This is a genomic window from Bacillus sp. bc15, from assembly GCF_900142585.1.
GTDB classification, from domain to species: Bacteria; Bacillota; Bacilli; order Bacillales; family Bacillaceae_G; genus Bacillus_A; species Bacillus_A cereus.
In genome coordinates this window covers 234,350-260,498 of sequence record NZ_FRBJ01000004.1, presented here as the reverse complement: position 1 = coordinate 260,498, position 26,149 = coordinate 234,350, and the positions used below count along the sequence as shown (strand labels likewise).

The following is a 26,149-nucleotide window of genomic DNA, read 5'->3' as shown; positions in this document are numbered from 1 at the left end:
GTTTTTTTACTTAAACCATCCTTTTTTATAAAACCAGGCCATCATTCCGCCGCCAATTAATGCCATTAGAAGAAGACAAATAAAATAACTATATTGTCCACCAAGCTCTGGCATATGCGTAAAGTTCATTCCATATACTCCCGCAATAAATGTTAATGGCATGAAAATAGTCGAGAATACAGTTAATGTTTTCATAATGTTATTCATATGATGTGAGTTTAATGAAAAATAACTATCCCGAATATCCGCCGTTAACTCTCGACTTGCCTCAATCATTTCCGTAAGTTTAAGTAAATGATCATGTATATCTTTAAAATAAATCTCATGATCACTTATACCGTAAAAACGAGTGGAATTCAAAATACGATACAATAAATCACGCATTGGAATAATTGTACGTCTTAACTTAGATAAATCTGCCCTAATATCAAATACTTCTTCTAGCACGGCTCCTGCTGTCTCACCTGTTAAATTATCATCAATCGCATTTAAATGATCTTCAATGTAATATACAGGTGCGAAATAATCATCTACAATTTGATCAGTGATCGTATGTGCTACATGTAAAGGTCCTTTCTTAATCCGCCTCTTCTCACCAAGTGTTTTCCATACTCTTTCAATTGCATTATTATGAGAAAAATGGAAAGAAACAATATAGCGATCACTAACAAACAAATCAATTTCATGTGGTTCTAGCCCATCTTCTCCAAACGCGTGAAGAACTAAAAAGTTATATCCATCATAAAAATCAACTTTTGGCCTCTGTACATATTCTAGACAGTCTTCAATTGCAAGGGGATGGAACTTAAAATGGTCTTGCAGAATATATGTATACTCTTCTTTCGTTGGCTTATATAAATCTAGCCAATACCATACAATATGGTCTTTCTTTGTTTCTTCTAGAGAAACATCATATAATACTTCATCTGTTTTTGTTACTGCACAAATTCTAATCATAATTTCACCCATTATTATTATAAACAAAAAATAGTAAAAAAAGCCAAGGAGAAATCTCCTCAGCTTTTTTTTATTACTTCGTTACGATACCGTGTACTAAAGTTGGTGCATCTACGTGTTCTTTAGAAATCTTCATGTTCTCATAAATTTTCGCTTTTACATCTTCAACATTTTCGCGGTTTGCGTAAATTGTAACAAGGGATTCACCTTGCTTCACGCCATCGCCTACTTTTTTGCGCAGCATTAGACCAACTGCTAAATCAATTTCAGACTCTTTCGTTGCACGTCCTGCTCCTAAAAGCATTGCTGCTGTTCCGATTTCGTCTGCAACGATTTCTGATACATATCCGTCTTCTTTCGCTTCCACTTCAATTTTAAATTGTGCTTGTGGCAATTTAGAAGGGTCATCAACAACAGATGCGTCGCCGCCTTGCGCTGATAAGAACGTTTTAAATGATTCTAGCGCTTTTCCGTTGTTCATTACTTCAATTAGCTTTTCACGTGCATCTTCTAAAGATGAAGCTTGTCCAGCAAGGTACACCATTTGACTTCCAAGTGTTAAACATAGCTCTTCTAAATCTTTCGGCCCTTTACCTTGTAATGTATCAATTGCTTCTTGTACTTCTAATGCGTTACCGATAGCTTCACCGAGTGGTTGACTCATATCAGAAATAACTGCCATCGTATTACGACCAACGTTATTACCGATGCGTACCATTGCTTCTGCTAAACGTTTTGCATCTTCATCCGTTTTCATAAATGCACCTGCTCCAGTTTTTACATCAAGAACAATTGCATCTGCACCAGCAGCAATTTTTTTACTCATAATCGAACTTGCAATAAGCGGAATTGAGTTTACTGTTGCTGTTACATCACGAAGTGCATATAACTTTTTATCAGCAGGTGTTAAGTTACCACTTTGGCCGATAACAGCGATTTTGTTTTCATTTACAAGACGCATGAATTCATCGTTTTCAATTTCCACATGGAATCCTGGAACTGCTTCTAATTTATCAATTGTACCACCAGTATGTCCTAAACCGCGTCCAGACATTTTCGCTACTGGTACACCTAAAGCAGCTACTAATGGACCTAATACAAGTGTCGTTGTATCACCAACACCACCTGTCGAATGCTTATCTACTTTTACACCTTCAATAGCTGATAAGTCGATTGTATCACCGCTATTTACCATTGCCATCGTTAAATCAGCACGCTCTTGATCGTTCATATCTTGGAAGAAAATTGCCATTGCAAGTGAACTTACTTGATAATCAGGAATATCACCATTTGTATATCCTTCAACAATAAAGTTAATTTCTTCTGTCGTTAATGCATGTCCGTCACGTTTTTTTGCAATTAGGTCCACCATTCTCATTGTGAAGTCACCCCTTCATTTGTTTTACGATTGCTTTTACTAATGCTAAGAAGTTAGCTTTAACACGTTCTGTCGTTTCAATTACTTCATCGTGGTGAAGTGGCTGATCTAAAATACCAGCTGCCATATTTGAAATACAAGAAATACCTAATACTTTCATACCAGCATGACGCGCTACAATTACTTCAGGTACTGTTGACATACCAACTGCATCTCCGCCAAGTGTACGAAGCATACGAATTTCAGCAGGTGTTTCATATACAGGACCTGTCATTCCTACGTATACACCTTCTTGTACTTTAATATTTAAGTCTGCTGCAACTTGTTTCGCCATTTCGCGAAGTTCTACTGTATATGATGTAGACATATCAGGGAAACGTACGCCCATTTCAGAATCATTCGGTCCGATTAATGGATTGGTACCCATGAAGTTAATGTGGTCTGAAATTAACATAAGATCGCCTGGCTCAAATGATGTATTTACACCACCAGCTGCGTTTGTTACAACTACTGTTTCTACACCTAGTTCTTTCATAACACGAACTGGGAATGTTACTTTTTGCATGTCGTATCCTTCATAGAAGTGGAAACGTCCTTGCATTGCTACTACTGTTACACCTTGAAGTGTACCAAATACTAGTTGACCTGCATGGCCTTCTACAGTTGATACTGGGAATTCAGGGATTTCACTGTAAGGTACTGTTACTGCGTTCTCAATTTCGTCTGCTAATACACCTAGTCCTGATCCAAGGATTAGTCCTACTTGTGGTGTCTCTTGAAATTTCTCTTTTAAGTATGAAGCTGATTTTGTAATAAGTTCACGATTCATTTGTTTATCCCCCTATTTCTTTAGCTCGTTTAAGAAGCTTGTTCCGTATTCTGGCATTTTCACACCGAAGTTTTCTGCTACTGTTGCACCAATATCAGCAAATGTTTGACGAAGTGGTAACTCTTGTCCGCCTTCTTTCATGCTTGGACTATATGCTAATAATGGTACATATTCACGTGTATGGTCAGTACCAGGGTGAATTGGATCATTACCGTGGTCTGCTGTAATTAATAATAGATCATCTTCTTTTAGTTTTGCGAATACTTCTGGAAGACGTGCATCATATTCTTGCAGAGCTTCTCCGTATCCTTGTGGATCACGGCGGTGGCCGAATAATGCATCAAAGTCAACTAAGTTTAAGAAGCTAAGACCTGTAAAGTCCATATTTAATGTATCTACAAGCTTATCCATTCCATCCATGTTAGACTTCGTACGAAGTGATTCAGTTACCCCTTCGCCATCATAAATATCAGAGATTTTACCGATAGCAATTACATCGTAGTCACTATCTTTTAATTCATTCATTACTGTACGACCGAATGGTTTTAATGCATAGTCATGACGGTTTGGTGTACGTGTAAAGTTTCCAGGTTCACCAACGAATGGACGAGCAATAACACGACCTACCATGTATTTCTCATCTAATGTTAATTCACGTGCAATTTTACAAATTTTATATAATTCATCAAGTGGCACTACTTCTTCGTGTGCTGCAATTTGCAAAACGCTATCAGCAGAAGTATAAACGATTAAAGAGCCTGTTTCCATTTGCTCTTGACCAAGTTCATCAAGAATCTCAGTTCCAGAAGCTGGCTTATTACCGATAATTTTACGGCCTGTTTTTTCTTCTAATTCATCAAGTAATTCTTTCGGGAATCCTTCTGGGAACACTTGGAATGGTGTATCAATGTAAAGGCCCATGATTTCCCAGTGACCTGTCATTGTATCTTTACCAGTAGATTTCTCTTGCATTTTTGTGTAATATCCAAGTGGTTTCTCTACTTTAGAGATACCTTTCATTTCTCGAATGTTACCAAGACCTAATTTCACCATGTTAGGCATTTGTAACCCATTCATATGTTCAGCAATGTGACCAATTGTGTCAGATCCTAGATCACCAAATTGCTCAGCATCTGGTGCTTCACCGATTCCCACAGAGTCCATTACGACTAGGAATATACGTTTATATTTATTCATAACTGCGACCTCCTATAAGTTCAGTTCTACTTCTTGTAGTATGTTCAAAACGCTATAAAGTGAAACTGTTATCCAAAAGAATTCTCATTGTCAAACAGTACTTCTTTAAATCATTTTCTAACCTATTTCGTTTACTTGAAACGATTCAAAAACATTTCTAGTTTTTTCTAAGTCAGATGTCAGACATCTGATACTGATATCATAACATGTTTACGCTTTCTTTTTAATACATTTTCGTAGAATTTCTCATTTTCTTCATACTTCTATTGTAATCCATTCTGCAACGAAGTGCTAATTTTTTTATGATTTATTTCTTCATATTAAAAATAAAAAGTAGCTCTAAAGAGCTACTTTTTATTTTACTTCTATTGTTTCTTCTTTATGTTCATGCAATTCGCCTTTTCTTACATGTACTTTCACTTTGTAAGCACCGTTCTCTTTGAAAGTATGTTTCGTTTCATACTCTCCTTTATTCCCTTCTTTCGCTGGAATAAATTCGTGTTTTTCAACACCATCTTTCCAAATCTCTAGTTGTACTTCAGCACCAGTTAATGCTTCTTCTTTTTGCTTTAAATGAACTTTCATTGTAGATTCAGCATTTGCCTTTATGTCTCCAGCCATAAGATGGATCATTGTGTCACTTTTATGATCTCCATGTCCTGCACTGTGATCACTATTTTCTTTTTTCGCATCTTCTACTTTCGCATTTCCTACAGCAACTTTCACTTCTGGCATAACGTGCATTTCACGTGCATTTGTATGAGGAATAATATGATATACTCCATCAGTTTCAAATGTTTTCTCGACTGCATAAACACCTTTTCCTTTATGCTTACCATCTAACATCTCGTGTTTCTCGTCGCCATCTTTCCAAATTTCAAACTTTACGTCATCAGCATCCGTTACTCTTTCTTTTCCTTGTGTAACAAGTGCTTGTACTTCTGTTTTTTCACCTGGTTTAATTTCTTTCGGATTTGTTTGGACTGCTACTTTTATAGCTTCAAGTTTCTGTTCTTTTTTCGGTTCTTCTTTGTTTGTATTACAGCCAGCCAACGCTAGCATCGCGATAAATAAAGTTATCATCAGTTTTTTCATCATCATTTCCTCCTTTATACTTTATTTAGTATAGAGGAAATACATTGTAATATTCCAGTCTTCTGCTGAAAACAATATACGAAATGTTTGTGAAGTTTCTGTGAAACGCTCTTCCCCTCTTAATCTATGAAAAAAAGAGCATAGTAACTATGCTCTCGGATGAAACTGTTTATATACATCTTTTAATCTAGTTTTTGAAACGTGCGTATAGATTTGCGTCGTTGAAATATCTGCATGTCCAAGCATTTCTTGTACAGCACGTAAATCTGCTCCATTTTCTAATAAGTGCGTAGCAAACGAGTGACGCAACGTATGAGGTGTAAGCTCTTTTTCAATATTTGCTTCTTTCGCTAATCGTTTTAATATTTTCCAAAATCCTTGTCTTGATAATCGATTACCATGATGGTTTAAAAAGAGTGCATCTACTACTTTTTTCCCCATTAATTCTCTTCTTCCTTTTTCAATATACTTTTGAATCGCTTCCGTTGCTAAACTTCCTAGTGGAATAATTCTTTCTTTATTCCCTTTCCCTATGCAACGAACAAATCCCATCGTTAAATGTACATCTTCTAAATTGAGTGCAATCAATTCTGAAACACGAAGTCCTGTCGCATACAGTAACTCTAGCATCGCCTTATCACGAATCCCAAAAGCACTTGTCATTTTTGGTGTTTGAAGTAACGCCTCTACTTCATCAACTGATAATACTTTTGGTAATTTCCGTTCCCCTTGTGGCGTTTCAATATGTACGGATGGGTCGTGTTCTACCGCTCGTTCACGAAGTAAAAATTGGTGGAACGAACGAATTGATGCGATATGACGCGCCAATGTTTTCGAAGATTTTCCGTTTTCTTTTAAATACTGCAAAAAGTTAACAATGTGTAAACGGGTCACTTCATGAAAAGTTTTCGTCTGTTCCACATTTTGCAAATACTTTACGTAGCTTTTTAAATCCCGTTCATAAGATACTACTGTATTCTTTGCTAATCCTTTTTCGACAACCATATAATGAATAAAATCTTTTAATTGATCTTCCACTCTACACTACTCCCCATTTTCATAGAAAAACATCATTCTATTTACGAAAGCATCCTTTGCCGGTTCTTCATTCCCTGATACTTTTTCTACAGTCTCTTCTTTAGGTTTTTCATAACGATGATAGCTTTCATATTCTTCATTTATCCATAGTATAGCGAAATAAAACAAAATCGTACAACTTGTAAATAATAAAAATACTTTTATTCCATCAAAAGTTAATTTTAAAGCTCGGCGCATTGTAAATTCCTCCAAAATATAAGTTATTACAACATATGCCAAGCTTTCACCAATTTATACCTTATTCAAATAAAAAACCTCTTCCTAGATAAATAGGAAAAGGTTATTTTTCATCCGTTTCATTTTCTTGACAGTTTTTACAAATCCCATGGAATGTTAAACGATGATCTTTCACCTTAAAGCTCCAGTCTCGTTCTACTTTCCTTTCCACTTCACCAAGTAAATCTTCTTGTATTTCTTGTACAGCACCACATTGTGTACAAATCAAATGATGGTGGAAACGCTGCGCACCTTCTTGGCGTAAGTCATAGCGTGAAACACCGTCTCCGAAGTTAATCTTATCGACAACTTTTAACTCAGATAATAGTTCTAAAGTTCGATAGACGGTTGCTAATCCGATCTCTGGCGACTTTTCTTTTACAAGGAGGTAAACATCTTCTGCGCTTAAATGATCTTCTTCATTTTCTAGCAGCACACGAACTGTTGCTTCACGTTGCGGTGTTAATTTGTAGCTCGCTGCATGTAATTGCTTCTTAATTCGTTCAATTCTTTCTTCCATTCGGTACTACTCCCTCCTCGCCACTCTTACACCATTATATCAGAAGAAGGGCTTCTGTCAAAAGAAAAAACAATAAAAACAAATTGATAATTATTCTCAAAAAGTATTTATTTTTTATTAATAGCCTCAACGACTTCTTTCATTAAAACTGGTGATGCGTAAGCCTCCACACTAGAAGCAAGTGCTAACACCACTCCAATTACGAGAAAGAAGCATGTATAACGGATTAATAATGGTAATAGTGGCTCGGTTATTTTTCTAATAAATTGATGCCTAATCATCCGTAAAGAAAAACTTGCAGCAATAGTTGTCATAACGAGAAAGACTGGAATGATAATTAAATTTTGTGGCAAAACAGATACAAATGCTAATAATAGTCCATTCCATCCATGCTGACTTACTAAAAAACCAACTGTAAATCCAACGACAACTCCTTTTACAAATAATAAAATAAAAATAAGTGGTAATCCAATAATTGAAATCCCTAAAATCCAAATAAATCCGATGTATTTTAATTGCGAAAAGTAACTTTCTCGAAACATTTCGCCTGCAATGGCAAATTCTCCTTTAGAGACTTGTCCAAAAAAACGTTGTAAATAAAATGATAAATCTTGTTTTTGATTGATTTGTAAACTATTCACCAGAATGGCTCCGAATATTACTCCCATCAATAATAAAACGGCGTTAAATATATATAATGAAGAGTTTTCCTGTATGTGAGACATTACACGGTCTTGCCAATTTTTTCGCCACATTTTTCTTCCCTCCGTTCACACTCTTATTAAAAATGTATGAAAGAAAGAAAAAAGTATGACGAATTAACATTGAAATTCCGCTCTACTTTGCTAAACTAAAAAGTAGAGAATAGGAGGGATTTCTCTTGAAACCATTATTATTAGATTTTCCAACATTATTTCAAACTGAACGCTTGCAAGTTCGTAAACCATTTCCAGGTGATGGTGCAGAAGTATATGAAGCAATCCAAGCTTCTCTAGAAGACTTAGTACCGTGGATACCAATTAACGCTGAAACAGAAGAAAGTGCTGAAGAAATTGTTCGCGAAGCTCACGGACAGTTTTTACTTCGTGAAACACTTGATTTTCACTTATACGATAAAGTATCTGGTACATTCATCGGAGCAATTACACTAAAGCCTGAAAACTGGGATATTCCAAAGTTTTCACTTCACTTCTGGCTACATAGTGCCTATACAAAACAAGGCTATATGACCGAAGCTGTTAAAGGTGCAATTCAGTTCGCCTTTGATAAACTAGGCGCTAGAAGAATCGAAATTCGTACTGATGCAACAAATATAAATGCATGTAGCTTAGCAGAACGTCTAGAATTCATTCTAGAAGGTACAATGGAAAATGATTTCCTAGCACCAGATGGTAGCTTACGTGATGCACGTGTATATGCAAAAATCAATTAAAAAACACTCGCCTTTGGCGAGTGTTTATTTTTGTAATTGTAAATATTGTACTGCAAACATCGTCTTCGCATCATGAATACGAAGATCTTTCATAAGAGTAATCGCTTCTTCTAACGATACTTCCATCAATTCCACAAACTCATCTTCATCTAACTCAGCTTTATTTTCTTTTTTTGTCAAACCTGTCGCTTTATATACATATAAAATTTCATCTGCGAATCCTGGAGATGTATAGAAAGAAGTAATGAGCTCCATATTTTCACATACATATCCTGTTTCCTCTTCTAATTCACGAACTGCTGTCACCTCTGGTTTTTCACCGGGTTCTAACTTGCCGGCTGGAATTTCTATAATTGCCTTTTCAAGCGCTTTACGATACTGCTCAACAAGCACAATTTTCCCCTCATCCGTAATAGCAATAATCGCAACTGCACCAGGGTGATTTACAATTTCACGTTTACTCATTTCTCCATTTGGTAATACTACATCATCAACACGAACTTTTATAACTCTACCATCAAAAATCGGCTCAGTTTTTACTGTTCTCTCTGTAAGATTACTCATACTACTTCATCTCCCTGTTCTATTTCCTATTCTTTCTTCATACATTTTATCACATTGAAAGGAGCGTGATAGAAATGAAAGTTTATATTTTACCAAATCGCATCACGTTAGTCGGAAAAGCATGGCAAATTCGCCATAAGCTAAAGCAATATAGCAAAGAGTATACAACTGTACAAGAGTGGATTACAGCAAATAAAGTGAAACATTAATCATGCTTTTACGGGCAGTTAATGCGAAGCGAAAAGGAAACGTTTGTCAACCTCTTTTCCCTCTCGTACAATAAAGGTAAGGAGGTTGACCTATGAAAAAACGTCAATTAGGAAACTCAGATTTGTTTGTTACAGAAATGGGCCTTGGCTGTATGTCTCTCGGTACATCTGAAACAGAAGCTATGCGTATTATCGATGAAGCGATCGATTTAGGAATTAATTTTTTTGATACAGCAGATTTATATGATTACGGATTAAATGAAGAATTTGTTGGAAAAGCCTTGAAGGGGAAAAGAGACCAAATTGTTCTTTCAACGAAGGTTGGAAATCGTTGGACAGAAGAAAAAAATGGCTGGTCTTGGGATCCTTCTAAAGCTTACATAAAGACTGAAGTAAAGGAAAGTTTACGTAGACTTCAAACTGATTATATTGACCTTTACCAACTTCATGGCGGAACAATTGAAGATCCAATAAATGAAACAATTGAAGCTTTTGAAGAATTGAAAAAGGAAGGTATTATTCGCCATTACGGTATTTCTTCTATACGCCCAAATGTCGTTCGTGAATATGCAAAACGCTCAAACATCGTTAGTGTACTAATGGAATATAACCTTTTAAATCGTCGTCCAGAAGAATGGTTCCCCCTTCTAAATGAACACCAAATTAGCGTCATTGCCCGCGGGCCACTTGCAAAAGGAATTTTAACTGACAATAATGCAAGAAAGATAGAAAGAGTAAAGGAAAAGGATTATCTCTCTTATTCTTACGATGAATTACATGCAACTCTAGCAAGTGTAAAAGAGATGATTGGAGAACGCTCTTTAACAGGAACAGCTATTCAATATTGCTTACATAATAAGACTGTTGCAGCTGTTATACCTGGTGCAAGCTCTCTTCAACAATTACAGGAAAATATACGAGCTAGCCAACAGTTACCTTTAACAAAAGAAGAATATATACAACTTCAAAAGATTGTTAAATATGACACATATGCTTTGCATCGTTAAAAATATCGAATTACCGATAAAACAGAAGACTGCCTCCAATATTAGGAGACAGTCTTTTTTATAACGTATCATATTTATCAGGATTCGTTCCTACATGTAAATCATGATTCAACGTGTTAATTTGACGTATCTCTTCTTCAGTTAGTGCAAAATCAAAAATAGTAAAGTTTTCTTTAATGCGAGATGGTGTAACAGATTTAGGAATCGTCACAATCCCGCTTTGAATATCCCACCTTAATATAACTTGCGCAGGTGTTTTTTCATATTTAGTAGCAATAGCCTGAATAATCGGGTGCTGAAATACTTCTCCGCCTCTCATTAATGGACTCCATGCTTCCATTTGAATCTGCTCACCTTGACAGAAATTACGCAACTCAAATTGCGTCAACATCGGATGAAGTTCCACTTGGTTTACCATCGGCTTCACTTTGCAATTTGGTAATAATAGTTCTAAATGATGTTTATGAAAATTAGAAACACCAATCGCACGCACTTTACCTTCTTCATACAATTTCTCTAAAGCTCGGTACGTATCAACATACTTCCCTCTTACCGGCCAATGTATTAAATATAAATCTACATAGTCCATTTGTAATTTTTTCAAACTCTTTTCAAACGCCTCGAGTGTCTCCTCATATCCTTGATCGTCGTTCCATACTTTTGTTGTAATAAATATATCTTCTCTTGGAATTCCTGATTCACGTATCGCCTCTCCGACACCGCTTTCATTTTCATATACAGTTGCTGTATCAATCGAACGGTATCCAACTTCTAACGCTGTTTTTACTGCTTGCTTTACTTCGTCTCCTTCTTTCGCTTTATATACGCCTAGACCAATCATCGGCATTTTCACGCCATTATGAAGTGTAGTTGTTGGAATATGCACAGTCGTCTCCCTTTCATTGTTACATTTTTTATAAGCCACAATTTTATTTCAACAAGATTCATCCCAAAAGTCAAAACATACGTACAGTTTACATAACACTTTTATATAGCTAAAAAATAGCGTGAACTCATTCATTCACGTTATTTTCTCTCCATTCTTTCGCTTTTTTATCCACATTGCGCACAAACTCATTTTTCCCTTCCGTATATAACGTGCCATCATATGTATACTTTTCGGCTAATTCTTTCTTTAAGGTTGCATATGCCTCTGCTTCTTCACAATGAGCCATCATATAATCACGAAACGCTAAATGCCTTACTATCTCTGGATTTCCTTTTTCAAACACGTGTAAATGATACGAACGTTTTTCCTCAGTTCCATGAATAAAATATCGGCGTCTTGAAATACCATTTTCCCCTTTTACGATGTAACCAAGCTCTATAAATCGTTCATTCCACCCATCTACTCTTTCGATATTTTCTACTTCCATGATCATATCAATAATAGGTTTAGCTGCCAGTCCGGGCACTGACGTACTTCCAATATGATGCATTTTCACCGTTTCTGGCATCGCTGATTTTAATCTTTCAGCCTCCATTTGAAATTTTTCAATCCAATGGTTTTCATGTGGAACAACGACAATTTTTCTCATTCTAACTCCCCTTTTCTTACAAGCTCGTCAAAAAATGATCAGTGGTATTTCACTGATCATTTTTTTATTATTTAAAGTCTTTCCAAGTAAGGTTACTTTCACTTAGCAGTTCTTCAAATGATTTATTCTTTTCACGTTCTTTTTGTTCTTGGCGCTTTCTTTCCAGTTCAGCTGCCTCTTTTTCCTCTTCTCTCACTTGCAACTCTTTCTTCTTACTCTTTAATTGTTGCATGAGTGAATCATTTAATTGATCGCCTAATGTAAGTGTTTCTTTCTTTGGTTGATTCACTTGCGATTGTCTTTGCATTTGTCTTTGTTTCTTTTTCTTCATGCTACTCACCTTTTACTTTTTTCTCCATTATAGTAGATACACGATGAAATCGACAATAAAAAAGGGTCTTTACTCTATTATTCACTTTTTGTAAATATGTTAATTTTTCGAAAAGACTAAATTTTTATGTAGCTATAATCCTATGAATCTATTAAAATTATGTCGTATGATGTCAGATTATAAAAAGAGGAGAATTATATTATGTGGAAAAAAATTATTCCTGCCGTTGCTGTTTTAAGCACTATTACTTTTTCAAGCGTATTTGCCGCTCCCCCATCTCAGAATCCAGCTGAACAAAACCGCTACATAGACGTACAAATGCTTGGTATTAATGATCTCCATGGACAACTAGATACTGTTAAAAAAATCAATAATAAAGAAGCTGGTGGCGCTGATTACTTAGCTACTTATTTAAAAGAACGTAAAAAACAAAACCCTAATACACTTCTCGTACATGCTGGTGATATCGTCGGAGCTAGTCCACCAGTTTCAGCATTATTACAAGATGAACCGACGATTGAATTTTTAAATGATTTAAAATTTGATGTTGGTACAATCGGAAACCATGAATTTGATGAAGGCATTGATGAAATGAAACGCCTCATTTACGGTGGATATCATGAAAAAACAGGGAATTTCAAAGGGGCTAACTTCCCCTATGTAGCTGCTAACTTCTATAACAAATCAACTGGCCGCTTATTTTTACCACCATTTACTGTAAAAATGGTAGATGGTGTTCCTGTTGGATTCATTGGGGTTGTTACAACTGATACACCAAATGTTGTTATGCCTACGATGCTTAAAAATGTACAAATTACTGATGAAGTAGAAGCAATTAATAAATCAACACAACAATTAAAACGCCTCGGCGTTAAATCGATCGTCGTTCTTGCTCATGTCGGTGGAACAACCGATGAGTCTGGGGTAACAAATGGCGATCTTACTCGAATTGCAAATGAAACAGACCCAGAAGTTGATGTTATTTTCGGTGGACATAGTCATACGTATGTAAATGGTACAGTAAATAATAAACTAATTGTCCAAGCAAATTCATACGGAACGGCTTTCTCAGACGTGGATGTAACAATTGATCGTAAAACAAAGGATATTGTAAAGAAAAAAGCTGAAGTTGTTACAACGTATCATGAAGGTGTAGAACCTGATAAACAAGTAAAGAAAAAACTAGATCAATATAAAGAAAAAATCGCACCACTTGTAAATGAAGTGGTCGGAAAATCTACAGCACCTATCGACCGTAAACAAAATGATGCTGGTGAGTCCAATCTTGGAAATTTAGTTGCCGATGCTCAGCGTCAAACGATGCAAACTCAAATCGCCCTCATGAATCCTGGTGGCATTCGTAATGACTTAGATGCTGGTGATATTACGTGGGGTGAGTTATACGGCATTCAACCTTTTGGAAATCAATTGATTAAAGTAGATTTAACAGGTCAAGACATTCGCGATATTTTAAATCAGCAATGGCAAAAAGGAACAACAAGAATGCTTCAAATTTCAGGTATTCAATATACGTGGGATGCAAATAAAACAAACGGTGAAAAAGTTACAAATATACGTTTAACAAACGGAGAAGAATTATCTCCATCTAAAACGTATAGCGTAGTTGCAAATGCCTTCTTAGCTTCTGGCGGTGACGGATTCGTATCATTTAAAAATGGTAAAAATGCAGAAACTGGTCCAAACGACTTTGAAGCGTTAGTCGATTACGTAAAACAATTAAAAGAACCAATTCAGCCAGTTATTGATGGAAGAATTCAAAAAGTAAATTAAGTGTTTCTCTAATAATAAATTTTATTTTTCACGCCATAAAGGATTTGTACTGATCCTCTATTTTATACGTAATATACATCATAAAAAGGATACTCGTTCTTCCAATGAACATAGTATCCTTTTCTTTAGTTATCAAAATGTGATGTTTTGTCAACTTCATATTGCTGTAAAAATTGTTGCAACGCCTCTTCTACAAGTTTAGACTTTTGAATTCCTTTCGATTCTGATATAAGGTCCAATCTTGCTAATATTTCTGTATTAATAGAAAAGGTTCGTCTCTTTTTCTCTGTACTCTTACTCATAATTGGTGCAATTACTTCGCCTCTTTTTCTTAGTAACTCATAAATGCTTTGTAATTGCTCGTAAATTAATAATTGATAATCTGTTTTCTCATATTGAAGGGCGGTCGCTTCTTGGAGTTGTAAGTGACGTGGTTCTTCTCCATCTCCTACAAAAATACGTTTCTTCTGCTCTCCATCATATTCGTATCCAATCAATCTTAATTTCTTCGATAATGTATACGGGCTTATTTCAAGACGTTTTGCTATAATAGCGATGGATTCACGTCTGTTTAAACCATCTATAATTTCTCCAATCGTCACAATTTCCCTCCTCCCGTGTTGAAATGACACTAGTATGGTATGTTACAATGATTTTCTAACAGTATATGCAAAATGAATAGCCTGTGCGATTCATACGATTTCACAAAAGGAGGTTTTCAATATGCTTTTTCGTAGCTACACCCCTCAGTTCTATAACGAAAACAAACAACTCATTCCTAATAGTATCGCTACGATAGAAAGCGTTATGATAAATAATCGAAAACAAACTCTCCTTATGCGTGGACAAAACGTAGAGCAACCTATTTTATTATGCTGTCACGGCGGACCTGGGATGGCACAAATCGGATTTATTCGCCATTTTCAAAAAGAATTAGAGAAGCAATTTATTGTTATTAATTGGGATCAGCGCGGGGCTGGTAAATCCTTTTCAATGAAAGATTTCGGAGCAAATTTCACAATTGAACAATTCGTTTCCGATGCAAAAGAAGTGATTCAATATGTACTTAAAAGGTTCAACAAACAAAAACTATTTCTCGCTGGTCATTCTTGGGGAAGTATTATTGGGCTTAACATAGCACATCAATATCCAAAGTATATCGAGGCTTACATCGGTATTGGGCAAATTGTACATATGAAACAAAATGAAGAATTGCTATATCAACATTTAATTCATTCTGCAAAAAAACATGATCATAAAAAAGCATTAGCTTCCCTTTTAAAATTAGGCAAACCACCATTTTTAGATACGAGACGTCTCATTATTCAAAGAAAGTGGCTTGGCACATTTGGAGGCGCAATCCAAAACGGATCTTCCTTTTCTTTCATACGAAAAGGGTTCTTTTCTCCTGAGTATACGCTATTAGATTGGTTCAAGTTTCTCGTAGGAAATTTAAAATCTGGAATTTTATGGGAAGAAATGCTGACAATCGATTTCTTTTCTTCTATCTCAAGTTTATCTATTCCAGTTTATTTTTGTTCTGGTCGCTATGATTATCAAACTCCTTATGCACTCGTTCAGGAATATTGCGATCTTATTGAAGCGCCTATAAAAAAGATGATTTGGTTCCCAAATTCAGCACATTCTCCTGATTTAGAAGAACCAGAATTATTCGCTAATTCTTTGCAATCAATTAAACAAGAGCTAGCTTTTCAGCATTAGTAACAAAAGGCTCTTTTACATTTCATAGAAAACATTTTATAATAATATGTCGCAAGTATGTATAAACATCGCAAAATGTTTCATATTTACTTGTCTTAACAGAATAAAAATTTAGGGAGATTACATTTATTATGAACGCTGTACTCGTCGCAGTAGCAATTATGCTATTGCTTAGTTTGTTACGTGTCCAGGTCATTGTCGCCATCATTGTTGGAGCTTTAACAGGCGGAATTATCGGCGGACTCGGTATTTCAGAAACGATTAACACTTTTACAACTGGTCTTGGAAACAGTGCTCCAATCGCTTTAAGTTATGCAATGCTTGGTGGTTTCGCTATTTCCCTTTCCAAAACAGGACTTCCAGATGCTATGATTCAAACTGCATTAAAATGGATTGGCAATGAACAAGACACGAAAAAACAAGTTTATTCTAAAATACTTATTTTATTCATTATTTTAACGATGGCTTGTTTCTCACAAAATGTGATTCCTGTTCACATTGCTTTCATCCCCATCTTAATTCCAGCACTTTTAAAAGTATTAAATGAGCTGAAAGTGGATCGCAGACTTGTCACATGTATTATTACATTTGGATTGATTACTCCTTATATGTGGATCCCTGCAGGATTCGGAAAAATTTATCATGACGTATTACAAACCAACGCTGCGCAAAGCGGCCTTACATTTGATGTCACACTTATTCCAAAAGCAATGACTATTCCAGCAATTGGTATGATTATTGGATTATGTGTAGCGGTATTCATTACGTACCGAAAACCTCGTACGTATGAAACAGAACAAATTCATACTACCGAAAATGAAATCGTTCCCTATACAAAACGTAGCATTACTTTCGGGTTATTATCTATCATTGCTACATTAACTGTTCAATTAACAACAGAATCAATGATTTTTGGTGCTTTAGCAGGTATTATCGTCTTATCGGTTAGCGGCAGTCTACCACTTAAAGAAGCAGATGCGATATTAACAAGCGGAATGCGTATGATGTCCTTTATTGGCTTTGTTATGATTGCTGCCGCTGGATTCGGCGCTGTTCTTCGAAAAACAGGACATGTTGAATCTCTGGTGCAAACGAGTGCACATATAATCGGAAATAATAAACCACTCGCTGCATTTCTTATGCTCGTTATTGGACTTCTCGTTACGATGGGAATTGGTTCATCCTTTTCAACCATCCCTATCTTAACAACCATTTTTGTACCTCTTTGCATTCAGCTTGGATTTAGTCCAATGGCCACAATTGCTATTATCGGTACAGCCGGAGCGCTAGGTGACGCAGGATCTCCAGCATCGGATAGTACCCTTGGACCAACATCCGGTTTAAATGCTGATGGTCAGCACCATCATATATGGGATACATGTGTACCCACTTTTATACATTACAATATACCGTTACTTATATTTGGTTTTATTGCCGCAATTACATTATAAAAAGGTGCGTATAAAACGCACCTTTTACTTTTTTATTTTTCCTTTTAATTGTTGAAAAGCTAATTTTCCATTATCTTTGACATAACTTTCAATTGCCGGTAGTGATGAACCTATCCATTCACACTCTATGCTCCCATTAGGTCCAACAATTTTTAATTTATCTGGTATATGTATATTTAGAAATCTCGCTGACCGAATTAACTCAATAGCAATCTGATCACTTGAGGTTACAATTCCATCTATATACGGATTGTTTTGCAATAATGTAATAAATTGTTTATTTGTATACCCTTGTACACATTCTTCTCGATAAGAGATTCCTTCATCCCAAACAGCGTCTAAAAACCCTGCTATATAATCTTCCATTTCTTCACTTTCTTCTCCCTCACCGAAATATGCAAGAAAGTGACACCCTTTCTCTTTTAATAAAGAAACAGCTCTCTGTCCACTTTCATAATAATTTCTATGTGATTGTTGCTCATCGATCACAACAAACGGAAATGGAATTTCTCCTACACTTTTAAAAACTGCTCTCGTCAAAATAACACCTGCAATGTTATTTTGCTTCAGCATATGTATGTATCTATCTTTATTCTCTATATTACAAATAATGATTTGATAGCCTTCTTTATATGCTATTTCCTCAATACAATGTAGCAAAGTGATGTTTGATTGGTTACATAAATTATCTACAAGTAATGCAATTATCGTTGAATTCTCTTTAAATAGTGGCTTCGCTGCACTGTTTGGCCTATAACGTAATTCTTCAATTGCTTCCTTTACTTGTTTTACTGTGTCCTCATGAACGTATCCTTTTTCATTAATAACTCGTGAAACGGTTGCGACTGAAACACCTGCCAATTTTGCAACATCACGTATAGTTGCCACATCGTCACCCCTTAATATGGTAATAGATTACAATTTTACGGTAACCTAAATTACACTATCCGTCAAGATTAATAACTCATATTTCTGAAAATTGTTACATCATTTAACTAAATGATACTCCAACTGAATTTCATGTAAAATTGGGATATTATCATATCCAATACGTGGAATTTCTTTCTTTATTTTTCGTGCCTCCTCTACCGCATTCACATATAAATTAGTCATTACAAAATTACGTTTTTGGTAAAATCGTAACGCATTCATATTATCATTTGTTGTAATAAGCCAAACCTGTCTGCACCGCTCTTCTTCTGCAACTTGTAATACACAATTCACAAGTTTCGTCCCTATTCCTTTTCTTTCTTCAAAGCTATCTAGCGATACAATTTCACACATATTTCCGGTCACTTCATACGTTATAATTCCGATTATTCTGTCATCTGAGAGCGCAACAAATCCTGGCAACTCTTCTAACTGATGTCCCTTACCACGTGAAACCATCAATGAACTTCCCCAGTTCTTACACATGAACATTCGGATTGTTTCTTTCATCGCTGGCGTAATTTTTTGTATATGCAGCATTTCCTATTTCTCCCCTTTTATATCATTGTGATACAATATAAGTGTATCACATGTAACGGTATTTGGAGGATGAGGTAAAGTATGAAACGTTTTTTTGCAGCATTGTTTACTATACTAGGTGCAATAACTGCCCTTGGGATTTTCTTTACAAATAAAGTGATGTACTTAAAGAAAAAAACAGAGGAAGAAGTACTCGAAAGAGAAACGAAAAAACATTTTCGTATAGAGGATTTTGATGCTCTTCATAAAGAAGAAATTCATATCCCTTCACAATTCGGATACGACCTTCACGGATATTACATTCCTGCTGGTCATTCCAATAAGTTTATGGTTTTTTGCCACGGTGTAACTGTAAATAAAATAAACTCTGTAAAATATGCAAACTTATTCTTAAAAAGGGGATATAATGTCCTCATTTACGATCATCGTCGTCATGGTAAAACTGGCGGAAAAACAACAAGCTATGGATACTATGAAAAGCATGATTTGAAATCCGTAGTTGACTGGCTAAAAAACCGTTTTGGAACCAATATTACACTTGGTATTCATGGTGAATCTATGGGAGCCGCAACAATTCTTCAATACGCAGGACTTGTAGAAGATGGCGCTGATTTCTATATTGCAGATTGTCCTTTCTCTGATTTTCACGGACAATTACAGCACCGTTTAAAGGTTGAATTCCATTTACCAAAATGGCCTTTATTACCTTTAGCAAACGCATTTTTAAAAGTTCGTGACGGTTATACAATTCGTGAAGTTTCACCAATCGACTGTATAAAAAACATTAACAATCCCGTTCTCTTTATTCATAGTAAAGATGACGACTATATTTTAGCTGATATGACAAAAGCGTTATATGAAGCGAAAGAAAATAATAAGCAACTTTATATTGCAGAACACGGTGCACACGCTTGCTCTTATAACGAAAATAAAGAAGAGTACGAAGCAGCCATCGATCAATTTTTAAACACATATGTGAAAGAAACAAAAAACAGGCTTGCATAAGCCTGTTTTTTTATTGCGCTAAAACGTCTGTAACTTGTTCCATATTTTCAGAAATCCATTGCATTGCATCATCTAACGTTGGAAATTCTGTCGTTTGAAATGTTACTTCATCTTGAAGTAACCAAACATCCTTTACCTCTTGCCCTACACCTGCAATGGACCAATGTAACAAACTATATGGATGATTATCATTCAAAAATGATGCCCACGTGCGCTCATTTGCAATGTTTCGTAATGTATGTAATTGTTTATCCATCTCTCGTCACCTTACTCTAGTCAGTTATGAAAACTATTATAACACTCTCTTCTTTCTCAAACAAAGTGCTCTTTTTTCCCCGCTATTTGTGGGCAGTAAAACTCCCACCTCAAAATTCGGCTGAAACAAAGAAGTTAGGCGGGAGATTAACTGCCCCTAAAAGCCCGATTGGTTCAAATAATAATTAGTGGGGGATGCCTCCCCCACTAATTAAAGTTTCACTTTATATTGCCAAGCACTTCCCTTGATTATATGATGAAATTAAGCGTTTGGGAAGGAGGGATAACGTTGGCAAAAGTACAAATTAAAGTAAATGATAATGGCTCTTTTCGCGTTACAGGGGACGTGGAATTAGTCGACTCACAAGGGAATGTATTCCCAGCAAAACCGGCATTTTCTTTATGCCGTTGTGGTTTATCAAAAAATATGCCTTATTGCGACGCTTCGCATAAAGGTAAATTCGAGTCTGTTGTTAGAGCACCAGAGGCAGAATAAATTTACATGTGACATGCACATTTTTTTGTGCATGTTTTTTCTTTTTAGCAACTCCGTTATATCCCTTCTCCTTACAACATTTCTAATACTTTTATTTCCATTCCAGCCTGCATATATTTTCACACAATTCTTCACATTCGAATATTTTTTACTAGCCTTTTATTTTTTTTGTGCTATAATTTGAGCAAACAGCATCCTTCGGGGTCGGGTGAAATTCCCAACCGGCGGTGATGAAGTGAAAACTTCTAAGTCCGTGACCCGTTTTCAACTCGAAAACGGTGGATCTAGTGAAACTCTAGGGCCGACAGTATAGTCTGGATGGGAGAAGGATATGTTTCTAGTTTTTTATATAGTGAATACACTTTTATTTCAGTATGCATATTTTTAAAGATTCATTTTGATTCTTTATATATGTTTAATTTTCTATACTTATTTTTTATACTGAAATAAAAAGAGACAACTAGCGTTTAAAAATTCGATATTTTGCTAGGTTTTTTCCTTATGCAGAAATATCAATTATCGTTAGGTTTCTTTCCTATGCTTTCGTATTCAAACTATATTTCTAGAAATCACGTCTCCCAAACCCCAAGGATATTAAATCCTTGGGGTTTTTTGATTTTTTTAGGAGAGGTGAAGAAAATGACAGATCAAGAATATATGAGGATTGCCCTGCAGTTAGCAGAAGGAACATCAGGACAAACAAGTCCAAATCCTATGGTTGGTGCTGTTGTTGTAAAAGATGGAAACATCGTTGGTATGGGGGCTCATTTACGGGCTGGTGAAGAACACGCAGAAGTTCATGCCCTTCAAATGGCTGGTCAGAACGCCAAAGACGCTACCGTTTATGTAACACTGGAACCGTGTAGCCACTTTGGAAAAACACCACCTTGTTGTGAATTGCTCATCGAAAAAGGAGTTAAGCGTGTTGTAATTGCTACTCTCGATTGTAATCCGCTCGTTTCTGGTAACGGAAAAAGAAGATTAGAGGAAGCTAGAATTGAAGTAACTACCGGTGTTCTTGAAGCAGAAGCAGTTTTATTAAATCGCTACTTTTTTCACTACATGAAAACGAAACGCCCTTTTGTAACAATCAAAACAGCGATGAGCTTAGATGGAAAAACAGCAACTGTAACTGGTGAAAGTAAGTGGATTACAGGTGAAGAAGCACGTGCTGATGTTCACCAATATCGCCATATACATGATGCAATTCTTGTTGGAGTGAATACAGTTATAGCTGATAATCCTCATTTAACAACAAGAATTCCAAATGGTGGGAAACATCCTATTCGCGTTGTTTTAGATACCCATTTACGAACACCACCATCTTCTCATGTTATAACAGATGGTTTAGCACCGACATGGATTATTGTCGGTAAGGATGTAAAGAAAGAGAAGATATCTTCTTATGAATCTAAAAATATAGCTATATTCCAAATGGAAACGAAGCATATAGAAATTGAGGACCTTCTTTCCTTTCTTGGAGAAAAACAAATTCTTTCTCTATTCGTTGAAGGTGGCCAATCGATTCATACAAGTTTCTTAAAAACAAACAATTTTAATGAAATTGTAACCTATATAAGCCCGAAATTAATTGGTGGGAAAGATGCTCCTACTTTATTTGGAGGAAATGGTTTTTCAAAATTACAAGATGCGCTTTCCTTGAAAATTCAAGAGATGAAACAAATTGGTGATGATATAAAAATTGTTGCGAATGCCCGAAACGAGGTGACGGAATGTTTACAGGAATTGTAGACGAATTAGGAACGATAGCAAACATGCAACAAAGCGGAGAAGCGATGAAATTAACGATTCATGCAAAGAAAATTTTATCAGATGTTCACTTAGGTGATAGTATCGCGGTGAACGGTATTTGCTTAACTGTAACAAGCTTTACAACTAATTCATTTACAGTTGATGCAATGCCTGAAACGATGCAGTCGACATCACTTCGCATGCTTAAACCGCACTCTAAAGTAAATTTAGAGCGAGCAATGGCTGCAAACGGACGATTCGGTGGACATTTCGTTTCAGGACATATTGATGGCATCGGAACGATTTTAAATAAAAAACAACATTACAATGCCGTCTATTACAAAATAGCAATTTCTGATGAACTGCTGCGCTATTGTTTGCATAAAGGATCCATTGCTGTTGATGGAACGAGTTTAACGATATTTGATATAGACGAATCTTCCATAACGATTTCACTCATCCCGCACACAGTAAGCGAATCTGTCATTGGAGAAAAAAATGCCGGAGATATCGTAAACATTGAGTGTGACATGATTGGTAAATATATCGAACGCTTTATTACTAAACCTACAAAACGAGTAGGTTCAATGACTGAAAGCTTTTTACAAGAAAACGGATTTCTATAAGGGGGAAGCATAATGTTTCATCGTATTGAAGAAGCTCTAGAAGATTTAAAACAAGGTAAAGTCGTTATCGTATGTGATGATGAAAACCGAGAAAATGAAGGCGATTTTATTGCTTTAGCAGAGTACATTACACCAGAAACAATTAATTTTATGATTACACATGGCCGTGGTCTCGTTTGTGTACCGATTACAGCAGGGTACGCAGAACGTCTACAATTAGAACCAATGGTATCTCATAATACAGATTCACATCATACTGCGTTTACAGTGAGCATTGACCATGTTTCTACAACAACAGGGATTAGCGCTCACGAACGTGCAACTACGATACAAGAATTGTTAAACCCCGCATCAAAAGGCGCTGATTTCAATCGACCTGGACATATCTTTCCATTAATTGCGAAAGAAGGCGGTGTCCTGCGTCGTGCAGGTCATACAGAAGCTGCTGTTGATTTAGCGAAGCTATGCGGTGCCGAACCAGCTGGAGTTATTTGCGAGATTATAAATGAGGACGGCACGATGGCACGTGTACCTGATTTAATAGAATGCGCAAAACAATTTGAGATAAAAATGATTACAATAGAAGATTTAATTGCTTACCGCCGCCATCATGAAACACTTGTGACGAGAGAGGTGGAAATTACATTACCTACAGATTTCGGTACTTTCCACGCAATTGGCTATTCTAACTCATTAGATACGAAAGAACATATCGCACTTGTAAAAGGTGATATTTCAATAGGTGAACCGGTACTTGTGCGTGTTCATTCTGAATGCTTAACAGGAGATGTATTCGGTTCACATCGCTGCGATTGCGGACCACAACTCCATGCAGCACTTGCTCAAATTGAGCGTGAAGGAAAAGGTGTTCTTCTTTATATGAGACAAGAAGGAAGAGGCATTGGGCTTCTTAATAAGCTTCGTGCTTATAAATTACAAGAAGAAGGATTCGATACTGTAGAAGCAAATGAAAAACTCGGCTTCCCTGCTGATCTTCGTGATTACGGTATCGGAGCACAAATATTAAAAGATTTAGGTTTACAAAGTTTACGATTATTAACGAATAACCCAAGAAAAATTGCTGGCTTACAAGGTTACGATTTAGAAGTAGTCGAGCGTGTACCGTTGCAAATGCCAGCAAAAGAAGAGAATAAATCGTATTTACAAACGAAAGTAAACAAATTAGGACACTTACTAAACTTATAATTAAAGGAGAGATTTATTATGGTATTCGAAGGTCATTTAGTTGGTACAGGATTAAAAGTTGGAGTTGTTGTTGGACGTTTTAACGAATTTATTACAAGTAAGTTACTTGGCGGCGCTTTAGACGGATTAAAGCGTCACGGTGTAGAAGAAAATGATATTGATGTTGCTTGGGTTCCTGGTGCATTTGAAATTCCTTTAATCGCTAAAAAGATGGCTAGTAGCGGAAAGTATGATGCTGTTATTACATTAGGTACTGTAATCCGAGGTGCTACAACTCACTACGATTACGTTTGTAATGAAGTAGCAAAAGGTGTTGCGTCTTTATCACTACAAATGGACATCCCAGTTATTTTCGGCGTATTAACGACAGAAACAATTGAACAAGCGATTGAACGCGCAGGTACGAAAGCTGGTAATAAAGGATATGAATCAGCTGTTGCTGCAATTGAAATGGCTCACTTATCAAAACAATGGGCATAAAAAAAGAGGCTTCGGCCTCTTTTTATTTTTTCACCTTTTTTTGTACATCTTTTATTAATTCATTCATCGTTTTTCCTTCTGTTTTTATATGAAGAGCTTGTGCTGTTCTCCATACATTCTCTCTTTTTTTCGCTTCTTCTATAATAGTAATTTCTTTTCTAACTTCCTTTAAATCTTTTCCTTCCGTTTTCAATCCAAAATGTTCAGCTTTCGTTCGAAAGTGTTGTTCGATTCTTTGTTGCATCTCTTTTTGTTCAGGATTTTCAGCAGCCTTAACTGGATCAGAACTTATTGCTTTTATTAAAATTAAACAAGTCATAATCGCTAATATGTATTTGTACATGTAAAATCCTCCAACCCAATATAAATTACATATTTACTATGTACAACTAGGGCTTGGAAAATTCGTCCACAAAAATTCTTTTTTCCGCTCAAAAACCAATAATATCAAGCGTTCACAACTATTTATTACATTTTATTTACAAAAAAAGCAAACCCTTTTACAAGTTTGCTTTTTCATCTATCTTATAATGCACACTCTTCAATCTCAAATCCTAAATCTGCAATCATACCCCAGTCTGCAGTCGGCTCTTGTCCAGCTGTCGTTAAGTAGTCCCCGACAAAAATAGAATTTGCTGCAAATAAACCGATTGGCTGTACAGAACGTAAATTGATTTCACGTCCTCCTGAAATACGAATTTCTTTTGTCGGGTTTACAAAACGCATCATTGCCAGTACTTTTAAACATTCTACTGGCGTTAACTCTTTTTGCCCTTCAAGAGGTGTTCCCTTTACAGCAACAAGGAAATTACAAGGGATAGAATCTGCATCTATACGTTGTAATTCAAATGCAATTTCAGCACGCTCTTCAATTGTTTCTCCCATGCCAAAAATCGCTCCAGAGCATGGAGAAATGCCCGCTTGTTTCGCTTTTTGAACTGTATCAACACGATCATCATACGTATGAGTTGAACAAATACTATCGTAATTATTTTCATGTGTATTTAAGTTGTGGTTATAACGATGCACGCCCGCTTCCGCTAAACGTCCTGCTTGATCTTCATTTAAGAAACCTAAACAACAACAAATCTTCAAGTCTGTCGTTTCACGAATTTCCTTAACTGCTCCAATTACGTGATTTACCTCTTTATCCGTCGGACGACGACCAGACGCTACAATACAATATGTACCTGCTTTACGGCGTATTGCTTCATGTGCCCCTTCTACAATCTTCTCCTGCGTTAACCATGCATATTTATCAATCGGTGCTTCTGAAATAATAGACTGTGAGCAATATCCACAATCTTCAGGACATAATCCAGATTTCGTATTAATAATCATATTCAATTTTACTTTCTTACCAAAGTGATGATGACGAATGATGTAAGCTGCATTCATAATTTCTAGAACTTCTGTATCATCAGCTTCTAATATCGCTATTGCATCTTCTTTCGTAATCATCTTCTCTTCCACTACGTCGTATGCAAGTTTTTTCCAATCCCTTTTTGTTTGTACTTGTTTCAT

Annotated in this window: 31 protein-coding genes and 1 riboswitch; of the genes, 12 read left to right on the top strand and 19 right to left on the bottom strand. The window is 36.0% G+C overall.

The window, feature by feature from the left end:
* Positions 1–6: 6 nt before the first annotated feature.
* The 9 genes from corA to spoIIM all read right to left on the bottom strand — a co-directional run bounded on the left by corA (position 7) and on the right by spoIIM (position 8,015).
* On the bottom strand, positions 7–969 hold the full coding sequence (corA, locus tag BUA87_RS17030) for a magnesium/cobalt transporter CorA (RefSeq protein WP_002026281.1): 963 nt from the start codon (positions 967–969) through the stop codon (positions 7–9).
* Positions 970–1,030: 61 nt separating this feature from the next.
* Positions 1,031–2,335, bottom strand: coding sequence for a pyrimidine-nucleoside phosphorylase (locus tag BUA87_RS17025; protein ID WP_069356161.1), 1,305 nt, complete (start codon positions 2,333–2,335; stop codon positions 1,031–1,033).
* Between the two features lie 7 nt (positions 2,336–2,342).
* Positions 2,343–3,164, bottom strand: a complete 822-nt coding sequence (locus BUA87_RS17020) for a purine-nucleoside phosphorylase (RefSeq protein WP_001078446.1) — start codon at positions 3,162–3,164, stop codon at positions 2,343–2,345.
* A gap of 12 nt (positions 3,165–3,176) precedes the next feature.
* Positions 3,177–4,361 (bottom strand): phosphopentomutase, encoded by a 1,185-nt coding sequence (gene deoB / locus BUA87_RS17015; RefSeq protein WP_001046079.1) that lies wholly within the window; start codon positions 4,359–4,361, stop codon positions 3,177–3,179.
* Positions 4,362–4,715: 354 nt separating this feature from the next.
* A complete protein-coding gene (locus tag BUA87_RS17010) occupies positions 4,716–5,459 on the bottom strand; it encodes a FixH family protein (protein ID WP_072940313.1) in 744 nt (247 codons plus the stop codon).
* Positions 5,460–5,603: 144 nt separating this feature from the next.
* A complete protein-coding gene (gene xerD, locus BUA87_RS17005) occupies positions 5,604–6,494 on the bottom strand; it encodes a site-specific tyrosine recombinase XerD (protein ID WP_000390088.1) in 891 nt (296 codons plus the stop codon).
* Positions 6,495–6,500: 6 nt separating this feature from the next.
* On the bottom strand, positions 6,501–6,731 hold the full coding sequence (locus BUA87_RS17000) for a YqzK family protein (protein ID WP_001250432.1): 231 nt from the start codon (positions 6,729–6,731) through the stop codon (positions 6,501–6,503).
* A 103-nt stretch (positions 6,732–6,834) separates the two neighbouring features.
* Positions 6,835–7,290, bottom strand: coding sequence for a ferric iron uptake transcriptional regulator (locus tag BUA87_RS16995; protein ID WP_000392657.1), 456 nt, complete (start codon positions 7,288–7,290; stop codon positions 6,835–6,837).
* Between the two features lie 107 nt (positions 7,291–7,397).
* Positions 7,398–8,015, bottom strand: a complete 618-nt coding sequence (gene spoIIM / locus BUA87_RS16990; RefSeq protein WP_013142149.1) for a stage II sporulation protein M — start codon at positions 8,013–8,015, stop codon at positions 7,398–7,400.
* A 155-nt stretch (positions 8,016–8,170) separates the two neighbouring features.
* On the opposite strand from spoIIM, the gene BUA87_RS16985 reads away from it, so the two are divergent.
* A complete protein-coding gene (locus tag BUA87_RS16985; protein WP_000803479.1) occupies positions 8,171–8,722 on the top strand; it encodes a GNAT family N-acetyltransferase in 552 nt (183 codons plus the stop codon).
* Between the two features lie 24 nt (positions 8,723–8,746).
* On the opposite strand, the gene BUA87_RS16980 is transcribed toward BUA87_RS16985, so the two are convergent.
* Complete coding sequence (locus BUA87_RS16980) at positions 8,747–9,286, bottom strand: NUDIX domain-containing protein (protein ID WP_016080378.1); 540 nt, start codon at positions 9,284–9,286, stop codon at positions 8,747–8,749.
* A gap of 74 nt (positions 9,287–9,360) precedes the next feature.
* Here BUA87_RS16980 and mciZ point away from each other — a divergent pair, with 74 nt between their 5' ends.
* Both mciZ and BUA87_RS16970 read left to right on the top strand, forming a co-directional pair.
* Complete coding sequence (gene mciZ / locus BUA87_RS16975; RefSeq protein ID WP_000870292.1) at positions 9,361–9,495, top strand: Z-ring formation inhibitor MciZ; 135 nt, start codon at positions 9,361–9,363, stop codon at positions 9,493–9,495.
* Between the two features lie 92 nt (positions 9,496–9,587).
* Complete coding sequence (locus BUA87_RS16970) at positions 9,588–10,502, top strand: aldo/keto reductase (RefSeq protein WP_065229314.1); 915 nt, start codon at positions 9,588–9,590, stop codon at positions 10,500–10,502.
* 58 nt (positions 10,503–10,560) lie between these two features.
* Here BUA87_RS16970 and BUA87_RS16965 read toward each other — a convergent pair whose 3' ends face one another.
* The 3 genes from BUA87_RS16965 to BUA87_RS16955 all read right to left on the bottom strand — a co-directional run bounded on the left by BUA87_RS16965 (position 10,561) and on the right by BUA87_RS16955 (position 12,371).
* Positions 10,561–11,388 (bottom strand): aldo/keto reductase, encoded by an 828-nt coding sequence (locus BUA87_RS16965; protein ID WP_072940310.1) that lies wholly within the window; start codon positions 11,386–11,388, stop codon positions 10,561–10,563.
* Between the two features lie 127 nt (positions 11,389–11,515).
* A complete protein-coding gene (locus BUA87_RS16960; RefSeq protein WP_001227176.1) occupies positions 11,516–12,040 on the bottom strand; it encodes a GrpB family protein in 525 nt (174 codons plus the stop codon).
* Between the two features lie 67 nt (positions 12,041–12,107).
* Positions 12,108–12,371, bottom strand: a complete 264-nt coding sequence (locus BUA87_RS16955) for a YqkE family protein (protein ID WP_000727561.1) — start codon at positions 12,369–12,371, stop codon at positions 12,108–12,110.
* 201 nt (positions 12,372–12,572) lie between these two features.
* On the opposite strand from BUA87_RS16955, the gene BUA87_RS16950 reads away from it, so the two are divergent.
* The gene (locus tag BUA87_RS16950) at positions 12,573–14,162 is read left to right on the top strand and encodes a bifunctional metallophosphatase/5'-nucleotidase (protein ID WP_072940307.1); all 1,590 of its coding nucleotides are present in this window, start codon (positions 12,573–12,575) and stop codon (positions 14,160–14,162) included.
* Positions 14,163–14,287: 125 nt separating this feature from the next.
* Here BUA87_RS16950 and BUA87_RS16945 read toward each other — a convergent pair whose 3' ends face one another.
* A complete protein-coding gene (locus BUA87_RS16945; protein ID WP_000151933.1) occupies positions 14,288–14,764 on the bottom strand; it encodes a ribbon-helix-helix domain-containing protein in 477 nt (158 codons plus the stop codon).
* Positions 14,765–14,885: 121 nt separating this feature from the next.
* On the opposite strand from BUA87_RS16945, the gene BUA87_RS16940 reads away from it, so the two are divergent.
* Entirely contained in the window at positions 14,886–15,884 is a 999-nt protein-coding gene (locus BUA87_RS16940; protein WP_000898974.1) for an alpha/beta fold hydrolase, read from the top strand.
* Between the two features lie 131 nt (positions 15,885–16,015).
* Positions 16,016–17,335, top strand: coding sequence for a Na+/H+ antiporter family protein (locus BUA87_RS16935; RefSeq protein WP_016512336.1), 1,320 nt, complete (start codon positions 16,016–16,018; stop codon positions 17,333–17,335).
* A 24-nt stretch (positions 17,336–17,359) separates the two neighbouring features.
* Here the strand turns inward: BUA87_RS16935 and BUA87_RS16930 are convergent, their stop codons facing one another.
* Both BUA87_RS16930 and BUA87_RS16925 read right to left on the bottom strand, forming a co-directional pair.
* Complete coding sequence (locus BUA87_RS16930) at positions 17,360–18,223, bottom strand: LacI family DNA-binding transcriptional regulator (RefSeq protein ID WP_023522965.1); 864 nt, start codon at positions 18,221–18,223, stop codon at positions 17,360–17,362.
* A 99-nt stretch (positions 18,224–18,322) separates the two neighbouring features.
* Entirely contained in the window at positions 18,323–18,805 is a 483-nt protein-coding gene (locus BUA87_RS16925) for a GNAT family N-acetyltransferase (protein WP_072940304.1), read from the bottom strand.
* An 81-nt stretch (positions 18,806–18,886) separates the two neighbouring features.
* Between BUA87_RS16925 and BUA87_RS16920 the strand changes: the two genes are divergently transcribed.
* Positions 18,887–19,810: an alpha/beta hydrolase gene (locus BUA87_RS16920; RefSeq protein WP_000819228.1), complete on the top strand. Its 924-nt coding sequence runs from the start codon at positions 18,887–18,889 to the stop codon at positions 19,808–19,810.
* A gap of 10 nt (positions 19,811–19,820) precedes the next feature.
* Here BUA87_RS16920 and BUA87_RS16915 read toward each other — a convergent pair whose 3' ends face one another.
* Positions 19,821–20,066, bottom strand: coding sequence for a DUF2552 family protein (locus BUA87_RS16915; RefSeq protein WP_000360796.1), 246 nt, complete (start codon positions 20,064–20,066; stop codon positions 19,821–19,823).
* A gap of 288 nt (positions 20,067–20,354) precedes the next feature.
* Here BUA87_RS16915 and BUA87_RS16910 point away from each other — a divergent pair, with 288 nt between their 5' ends.
* The 5 genes from BUA87_RS16910 to ribH all read left to right on the top strand — a co-directional run bounded on the left by BUA87_RS16910 (position 20,355) and on the right by ribH (position 24,625).
* Entirely contained in the window at positions 20,355–20,561 is a 207-nt protein-coding gene (locus BUA87_RS16910; RefSeq protein WP_001151582.1) for a CDGSH iron-sulfur domain-containing protein, read from the top strand.
* Between the two features lie 190 nt (positions 20,562–20,751).
* Positions 20,752–20,895: riboswitch (FMN riboswitch) on the top strand.
* Positions 20,896–21,200: 305 nt separating this feature from the next.
* Positions 21,201–22,313 carry a bifunctional diaminohydroxyphosphoribosylaminopyrimidine deaminase/5-amino-6-(5-phosphoribosylamino)uracil reductase RibD gene (ribD, locus tag BUA87_RS16905; RefSeq protein ID WP_072940301.1) on the top strand — a complete coding sequence of 371 codons (1,113 nt, stop codon included), beginning with the start codon at positions 21,201–21,203 and terminating at the stop codon, positions 22,311–22,313.
* Positions 22,295–22,939, top strand: a complete 645-nt coding sequence (gene ribE / locus BUA87_RS16900; RefSeq protein WP_000493869.1) for a riboflavin synthase subunit alpha — start codon at positions 22,295–22,297, stop codon at positions 22,937–22,939. The genes ribD and ribE overlap by 19 nt, the downstream gene beginning before the upstream one ends.
* Positions 22,940–22,951: 12 nt before the next feature.
* Positions 22,952–24,145, top strand: a complete 1,194-nt coding sequence (ribBA, locus tag BUA87_RS16895) for a bifunctional 3,4-dihydroxy-2-butanone 4-phosphate synthase/GTP cyclohydrolase II (protein ID WP_072940298.1) — start codon at positions 22,952–22,954, stop codon at positions 24,143–24,145.
* Positions 24,146–24,163: 18 nt separating this feature from the next.
* Positions 24,164–24,625 (top strand): 6,7-dimethyl-8-ribityllumazine synthase, encoded by a 462-nt coding sequence (gene ribH, locus BUA87_RS16890; RefSeq protein WP_000230895.1) that lies wholly within the window; start codon positions 24,164–24,166, stop codon positions 24,623–24,625.
* Between the two features lie 22 nt (positions 24,626–24,647).
* Here ribH and BUA87_RS16885 read toward each other — a convergent pair whose 3' ends face one another.
* Positions 24,648–24,968 (bottom strand): hypothetical protein, encoded by a 321-nt coding sequence (locus BUA87_RS16885; protein WP_000280032.1) that lies wholly within the window; start codon positions 24,966–24,968, stop codon positions 24,648–24,650.
* A 182-nt stretch (positions 24,969–25,150) separates the two neighbouring features.
* Positions 25,151–26,149, bottom strand: coding sequence for a biotin synthase (bioB, locus tag BUA87_RS16880; protein WP_000815858.1), 999 nt, complete (start codon positions 26,147–26,149; stop codon positions 25,151–25,153).